The organism is Micromonospora sp. KC721 (assembly GCF_004348355.1).
GTDB lineage: Bacteria > Actinomycetota > Actinomycetes > Mycobacteriales > Micromonosporaceae > Micromonospora.
The window spans coordinates 1-861 of record NZ_SMJY01000405.1 but is presented as its reverse complement, the minus strand read 5'-3'; the positions used below and the strand labels follow the sequence as shown (position 1 = coordinate 861).

General features: G+C 69.2%; 1 protein-coding gene and 1 pseudogene. Both read right to left on the bottom strand.

Features of this window, described 5'->3' with window-relative positions; all coding sequences use genetic code 11:
- Window positions 1–101: 101 nt before the first annotated feature.
- Window positions 102–251 (bottom strand): hypothetical protein, encoded by a 150-nt coding sequence (locus E1182_RS31495; RefSeq protein WP_165942778.1) that lies wholly within the window; start codon window positions 249–251, stop codon window positions 102–104.
- A gap of 73 nt (window positions 252–324) precedes the next feature.
- Window positions 325–861: pseudogene (locus E1182_RS30675) on the bottom strand (peptidase M23); the annotation flags it as partial.

Genomic DNA, 861 nt, shown 5'->3' with positions numbered 1-861 from the left:
GGGTGGCGGTGGCCGGCGTCGGAGTGGGGATGGTCGGCTCGTCGTCGACGGGCGCGGCGTCGGTCACGAAGGCTCCCGGTGTCGAGGCGTGAATGTGACGGTCAGCGACGGCGGCCGGCGGAGAGCCGGCTCGCCAGCTGCTTCAGTTTGGTCTGGTTCTCGGGCTTGGCCAGCTCGCGCCGGCCCCGGTCGACCAGCTGCTGCCCCTTCGGGGACCGCAGGAAAGCGCTGATCCGCTGCACCAGTGACATGTCGTCCTCCGTTCGGTGTCCTCCCTCATGTTTACCCCGAGCCGGCAACCAACCGTCCGCAATGGTTCGTATATCAGCCGAGGACGGCCTCTACCACCTCGGTCGCGCGCCACTCGTGCTGGGCGTACGCGTCGGGGAAGGCGGAAATCTGCACAGCCTGCGCCGCGACGGCCAGCGGGAGGCTCTGCCAGCCGGGAATCTCCAGCAGCACGGCGAGAAACGCCCGGGTGGCGTACTCCGGGTTCATCAGATCGGCGACGGTGCCCCAGCCGCTGCTGGGCCGCTGCTGGAACAGCCCGACCGAGTCGTGGTCCCAGCCGATGGCCTGGTGCGGGTAGTTCTGCGACTCGGGCAGCACCCCGCTGGCGTAGTTGTAAAGGGTGCTCTCCTGCATGGCGGTGGCGACCGCGATGACCAGGGCACGCCGTGGCGCACCCATCTTCCGTCCGGCGTCGACGATCCGGATGGCGTTGTCCATCTGCGCCCGGTCCAGACCGGCCACCGGGGCGATCACCCTGCGCTTCGGCTTCGGTTTGGGTTTGGGTTTGGACTTCGGCTTGGGCTTTGTGGCGGTGGGGGCCGCAGTGGTGGGGGACGCGGAGGTCGGCAC